General features: G+C 35.8%; 4 protein-coding genes. All 4 read left to right on the forward strand.

Annotated features, from left to right (window positions below):
• Nucleotides 1–193 precede the first annotated feature (193 nt).
• Nucleotides 194–2197: a pectate lyase gene (gene pelA, locus LUU93_RS09020; protein ID WP_232680521.1), complete on the forward strand. Its 2004-nt coding sequence runs from the start codon at nucleotides 194–196 to the stop codon at nucleotides 2195–2197.
• Nucleotides 2198–2336: 139 nt separating this feature from the next.
• Nucleotides 2337–3686: a glycoside hydrolase family 28 protein gene (locus tag LUU93_RS09025; RefSeq protein WP_232680523.1), complete on the forward strand. Its 1350-nt coding sequence runs from the start codon at nucleotides 2337–2339 to the stop codon at nucleotides 3684–3686.
• A 185-nt stretch (nucleotides 3687–3871) separates the two neighbouring features.
• A complete protein-coding gene (locus tag LUU93_RS09030; protein ID WP_232680525.1) occupies nucleotides 3872–4615 on the forward strand; it encodes a rhamnogalacturonan acetylesterase in 744 nt (247 codons plus the stop codon).
• 378 nt (nucleotides 4616–4993) lie between these two features.
• On the forward strand, nucleotides 4994–7423 hold a 2430-nt coding region (locus LUU93_RS09035), incomplete at its 3' end, for a phage tail-like protein (protein WP_232680527.1).

A 7423-nucleotide genomic window follows, 5' to 3' on the forward strand; every position in this document is an offset into this window, starting at 1 on the left:
ACTCAATAAATGAGATATAATAAAAGATTTTTAAAAATTAATATCTCAATACATTTGAATAAAAATTAACAGCTAAAAATAGTGTTTAAATGTTTTTTCTTACAAAAATATCGAATTTAATTTTTTTTGAAACAAAAATTAAGTTTTCTGTTGAAGCGAAAAAAATACTGAGAATATCTTAAATGAAAATAAAATGATTCAGCTAAAAAAAATAGTACTGCTTTTTATTGTTGGTTTTAGTTTTACAGTTAAGGCACAAAATACAAATAAAAACTGGCCGGATATTATTCGTAAAAATGATGCGTCCTGGTTTGGTACAGAAGAAGCAAAAAAAATTGCCGAAAATGTTTTGCTTTATCAAAGGGATATTGGAGGCTGGCCAAAAAACATTCAAATGCAGAATGAGCTGACTCCCTCGCAGAAAAAAGAATTACTTGAAATAAAGAAAACCACAAAAGAAACCACAACAGACAATGGAGCAACCACTCAGGAAATGTTTTTCATGTCTAAAATGTATACTCAGGTTAAAGACGAACGTTATAAAGAATCTTTTTTAAAAGGCCTAAATTATTTATTAGAAGCGCAATATGCAAACGGCGGCTGGCCTCAGTTTTATCCCTTAAAAAAAGGATATTACACACATATAACTTATAATGACGATTCGATGGTGCGCATTTTAAATGTGATGAAAGAAGTTGCTGAAGAAACTGATTTTTACAGCATTAAACCATCAAAAGAAATTATTGCCAAAACTAAAACAGCTTTTGATAAAGGCATTGACTGCATTATTAAAACACAATACAAACAAAACGGAGTTTTAACGGCTTGGTGCGCGCAGCATGACGAAGTTACCTTACTTCCGGCAAAGGCCAGAGCTTATGAACTTCCTTCACTTAGCGGAAAAGAATCGGCTAAAATTGTTTTACTTTTAATGTCAATTCAAAAACCTTCACCAGAAATAATTACCGCTGTAAAAAGTGCTGCTGCATGGTTTGAAAAAACAAAAATCACTAACCTCGAAGAGAAACGTGTTTTAAATGATGCCGGAAAAATTATAGACAAAAAAATGATTCAGGTTCAAAATGCGTCACCAATCTGGGCAAGATTTATGGAGCTCGATAACAACGAACCTTTCTTTAGCGATCGAGACGGAATAAAAAAGAAATCACTAGACGAAATAGGTGGAGAACGCAGAAACGGTTATGCCTGGTATACAGACGAACCAAAAGAAGTTTTGAAAAAATATGCTTCCTGGGCTGTTAAAAATGGCATAAAAGTTTCAGAAATACCATCAGAGAAAAAAAAAACTAACTTTTTAACAGTTGCTCAGGATGGTTCAGGTGACTTTATCAAAATACAAGATGCTATTTATGCAAGCCCGTCTTTTCCATATGAAAAAGTGACCATCTTTATAAAAAACGGAACTTATAAAGAAAAACTTAGAATCCCGGAATGGAACACTAATTTGATTTTATTGGGTGAAAGTAAAGAAAACACGATCATTACTTTTGATGATAATTTTTCGAAGATCAATTTAGGGCGTAACAGCACCTTTTATACTTCAACTCTTTTAGTTGAAGCTGACGATTTTTCGGCATCAAATTTAACCATTAAAAATGTTTCCGGTGATAATGGTCAGGCAATTGCGCTATCAGTTGTGGGAAATCGTGCTAAAATTTCAAACTGTAATATTTTAGGAAATCAGGACACGCTCTATTTATCAGGAAAAAATGCCAGACAATATTTTAAAGACTGCTATATTGAAGGAACAACTGATTTTATTTTTGGAAGTGCAACGGCATTGTTCGAAAACTGCATTATTCACAGCATTAAAAGTTCATATATAACTGCCGCTTCAACTCCCGAAGGTACAGCATACGGCTTTGTTTTTAAGAATTGTAAACTAACGGCAGAACCATCTGCTAATGCCGTTTATTTAGGAAGACCGTGGCGTATTTATGCCAAAACAGTTTACATAAACTGCGAATTAGGAAAACATATTAAACCCGAAGGCTGGGAAAACTGGTCAAAATCAGATGCAGAGAAAAATGCCTTTTATGCTGAATACAATAACAGCGGAGAAGGATTTCAGCCATCCAAAAGAGTAACATGGTCACATCAGCTCACAAAATCAGAAGCAGATCAATATTCGATAGAAAATATTCTAAAAGATACTGTACCGAATTGGTATTTTTAATTAAGGTTCAGAGGTACAAAGGAGCAAAGGAGCAAAGTCCGTACGAACGAAAATGTTAAGTATTAGAGCCAACCTTTGAACCTCTGAGCCTTTGCTCCTTTGTACCTTAAAATCTAAGAACCTCAGAACCTTAAAAAAAATGAAATATCTTATCCTCTTATTAATCAGCTTCAGCACTTTTGCCCAGAATAATGATTTTCCAATGGCAAAAGTCGATTCTATCATCAATAGAATCCAGCTTCCTGTTTTTCCTGCTTATCAGGTAAACATCTTAAAATTAGGAGCAAAAGGAGATTCTATAACAAACAATAAAGCTGTTTTTGATAAAGCAATGGCATTATGCAAAAAGAATAATGGCGGAACTATTATTGTACCAAAAGGCATCTATAAAATAAACGGGCCAATTCATTTTGTAAGCAATGTAAACCTGAAAATAGAAAAAGGAGCGAAGATCAAATTTAGTGACAATCCGCAGGATTATCTCCCAATGGTTTTAACAAGCTGGGAAGGAACCATGCTTTATAATTACAGCCCGCTTATATATGCTGATAATTGCACAAACATTGCCATAACCGGCGAGGGAACAATTGATGGAGAAGGAGGAAAAGTATGGAAAAGCTTTAAAGCAAAAGAAGGCCCGGGCAAGAATTTAAGCCGTGATATGAACCATAATAATATGCCGCTAAAAGGCAGAAAGTTTGGCGAAGGTTATTTTCTGCGTCCGCAGATGATTCAGTTTTTGAATTGCAAAAATATCCTCGTCGAAAATGTGAGGATAGAAAATTCCCCATTTTGGTGTCTGCATCTTTTAAAATCGCAAAGTATTACCGTTCGCGGTATCAGTTATAAATCATTGAATCATAATAACGACGGAATCGATCCTGAATATGCCAAAGATGTTTTAATCGAAAATGTAACCTTTAATAACGGCGATGATAACGTTGCCATAAAAGCAGGCAGAGATCATGAAGGAAGAGCTAATACAGCAACGCCGAGTGAAAATATAATAATTAGAAACTGTAAGTTTAAAGGGCTTCACGGCGTAGTTATTGGCAGCGAAATGTCGGCCGGAGTTCAAAATGTTTTTGTAGAGAACTGCAAAACTATTGGATACTTAAAAAGAGGAATTTATTTAAAAACCAATGCAGATCGAGGAGGTTTTATCAAAAATATATTTGTTCGAAATATTCAATTAGATCAGGTTGAAGATTGTATTTATATTACGGCCAATTATCATGGTGAAGGAAAAGGATTTCAATCGGATATATCTTATGTTTCATTCTCAAATATTACTTGCAATAAAGCATCAGAATCCGGAATTGTAATTCAGGGTTTCCCCGATAAAAAAATCAAAAATATATCACTAAAAAATATAGAAATTAAAGAAGCAAAAAATGCCCTTTCAAACGAAAATGCTGAAAACGTCTTGATGACAGATGTTTTTATAGGACAAAAAGCGACGGTGCCAACAGCGGTCTCGAAACATTAGTTTTTTTGAGGTTCAGAGGTGCAAAGGTTTTCTGTAGAGACGCACAGCAGTGCGTCTACGCAAAGAACATCCATAGAGATATGTCCTACTGAGCGATCCCGAGGTTTCGGGAGAAGGACTTTCGTACCACAAAAAGTCTTTGACTTCGCTCAGACTACTGTAGTAATCAAAAAAATAAAAGAAAAATGAAAAAACACATCTTAATCTTATTACTAATTTCCTCGGTTTGTTTTGCACAAAAAACGACCTTATATACTATAGGCGACTCAACAATGGCCAATAAAAAAGACCCTGAACGAAACCCGGAGCATGGATGGGTACAGGTATTACAGCCATTTTTTAAAGATAATATAGAGGTGGTAAATAAAGCTGTAAATGGACGAAGTACAAAAAGCTTCATCAGCGAAAAACGCTGGGATTCGATTTATAAAAAACTTAAAAAAGGAGATTATGTCTTTATTGAGTTCGGACATAATGATGAAAAAATAGAAGATTCTACCCGTTATACAAATCCGCATACAGTATATAGATATAATTTAATTCGTTTTGTAAAAGAAAGCAGGGAAAAAGGAGCAATACCAGTTCTGTTAACTTCAATTGCCAGACGCAGCTTTAATGAAAAAGGAGTATTAGTTCCTACCCACGGCGATTACCCTTTAGAAACCCGTTTAACTGCTCAGGAATATAAAGTTCCTTTTATCGATTTAGAATATTATACCGAAATATTAGAGCAATCCTACGGTCCGGAAAAATCAAAACAACTGCACCTGCATTTCAAAGCAGGAGAAAATGACTATTATGATAAAGATAAGGCAGATGATACACATCTTTCTTTATTAGGAGCCAAAATAATTGCCCAAATAGTAGTGAATCAAATTAAAATTTCAGAGGATAAATCTTTAGAAAACCTCAAAAAAGGAATTAGATAGTGCAATCAGCATTTATAAAAAAGCATACTCTAAATTAAATAAATGCTTACTCATTAAATATAATTGTGTAGTAAAATAGTGTCAAGAGATAAAATGTAAGTTTTATCTCTTTTTTTTGTATTTTTATAAATCAATTTGTTGTCTATTAAGTATTTAGTCAGTTTTTGTCTAATGCCATCATTAGTATTTGTCCTTTGTAATATAGGAATTTTACCATATAAACTACCCTCTATTTTCATATATACCTTAATCTATAAGTTTAAAAACTTTTACGGGCAAAAATAAATTGATTTTCAGAAGAACTTTGCACCTTCAAATCTAGATGTTTGAATTTTAAAGACTTAAGAAAATAATTAAACACATAATAATTAAAAGGTTATGAAAAATAGATTACTCCCTTTATTTGTTGTTTTGGCTACCTTTTCTGCCCGTTCTCAGGTTGGTATTGGAACTAAGACGCCAAATTCATCAGCTCAGTTAGAGATTACGACCGTAGATCTTCCTGAAGCGGATAGATATGGTAAAAGTACCAAAGGTATATTGATACCTCGAGTTAGCTTAACAAGTACACTTATTTATGCACCAATTGTAGGTGATAAAGCAGAAAGTTTGTTGGTTTTCAATACTAAAACAGCTGGAGATGTTACACCAGGTTACTATTTCTGGCTTAATAACAAGTGGAATAGATTAGCAGTTTCTGGTGAAGCAGGTTCTGGTACGGGTAAAGATGGAAAAGTTGGACTTAAGGAAGGTACTGTACCTCCTGGGGTAAAAGGTACTTCAACTTATCCTGGTGATGATATTAATATTTATACTGATACTGTATCGGGTATTGTTTATGTTCAGACATCAACTGGAACATGGACACCAATTAATGGTAAAAGTGGAAAAGACGGTATCAGTGGAGGAAATGGAGCGCCAGGAAAAGATGGTGTGACTATCCCGACTGATTCAACTTTTTATATTGATAATTCAACAGGTACAGTTTATATTCTTACTCCTGGTACTGATCCTGCAGATCCAAAAAACTGGGTTCCAATTAATGGTAAAAACGGTATTGATGGAAACAACGGTATCAATGGAGGTAATGGGGCGCCTGGAACACCTGGAGCGCCTGGTTTAGATGCGACAATTCAAATGTATATCGATTACAAAACAGGAATAGTTTATGTAAGAGATCCAAAAGATAATACAAAATGGGTACCATTAAATGGTAAAAATGGTATGGATGGTATTCCTGGAACAGATGGAAAACCAGGAGAAAAAGGTTCAATTACTACGCTTAATGCAATTATAAAAGATGGTAATGGCGATATCTGGGCCTATACCGGAAAAGATATGACTGTTGATGGCCGTGATGCAGAATGGGCTGCTAAATCTCCAAATTGGGTTAAGATTAGCAGTAAAAATGGTGTTGATGGAAAAAACGGTATCGATGGAAAAAACGGTATAGCCGGAGGTAAAGGAGTACCAGGAGCAACTGGAACACCTGCTCTAGATTCTACTATAGAAATGTATATCGATTACAATACAGGAATTATTTATGTAAGAGATCCTAAAAATCCTGATAACTGGATTCCTACAATAACAAAGGGAGAAAAAGGAGATAAAGGTGATCCTGGAAAATCAGCATTTGAAATCTGGAAAGAAATTCCTGGAAATGAAGGTAAAACAATCACAGAATTTTTAGCTGGATTAAAAGGGGCAACTGGAACAGATGGTGTTGATGGAAAATCGGCATTCGAAATCTGGAAAGAAATCCCTGGAAACGAAGGTAAAACAATCACAGAATTTTTAGCTGGATTAAAAGGAGCGACCGGAACAGATGGTGTTGATGGAAAATCAGCATATGAAATCTGGGAAGGATTACCTGGCAATGATGGTAAATCAATGACAGAGTTCTTAGCAGGAATAAAAGGAGCTACCGGAGCAAGCGGAGCAGATGGTAAATCAGCATATGAAATCTGGGAAGGACTTCCTGGCAATGATGGTAAATCAATGACAGAGTTCTTAGCGGGAATAAAAGGAGCTACCGGAGCAAGCGGAGCAGATGGAAAATCAGCATTTGAAATCTGGGAAGGACTTCCTGGCAATGATGGTAAATCAATGACAGAGTTCTTAGCGGGAATAAAAGGAGCTACCGGAGCAAGCGGAGCAGATGGAAAATCAGCATTTGAAATCTGGGAAGGGCTTCCTGGAAATGATGGTAAATCATTAACAGAGTTCTTAGCAGGAATAAAAGGAGCTACCGGAGCAAGCGGAGCAGATGGAAAATCAGCATTTGAAATCTGGGAAGGACTTCCTGGCAATGATGGTAAATCAATGACAGAGTTCTTAGCAGGAATAAAAGGAGCTACCGGAGCAAGCGGAGCAGATGGTAAATCAGCATATGAAATCTGGGAAGGGCTTCCTGGCAATGATGGTAAATCATTAACAGAGTTCTTAGCAGGAATAAAAGGAGCTACCGGAGCAAGCGGAGCAGATGGAAAATCAGCATATGAAATCTGGGAAGGACTTCCTGGCAATGATGGTAAATCATTAACAGAGTTCTTAGCAGGAATAAAAGGAGCTACCGGAGCAAGCGGAGCAGATGGAAAATCAGCATATGAAATTTGGGAAGGACTTCCTGGCAATGATGGTAAATCATTAACAGAGTTCTTAGCAGGAATAAAAGGAGCTACCGGAGCAGATGGTAAATCAGCATATGAAATCTGGGAAGGGCTTCCTGGCAATGATGGTAAATCATTAACAGAGTTCTTAGCAGGAATAAAAGGAGCTACCGGAGCAAGCGGAGCAGATGGAAAATCA

The sequence above is a fragment of the Flavobacterium soyae genome, assembly GCF_021245985.1.
Taxonomy (GTDB): Bacteria; Bacteroidota; Bacteroidia; order Flavobacteriales; family Flavobacteriaceae; genus Flavobacterium; species Flavobacterium soyae.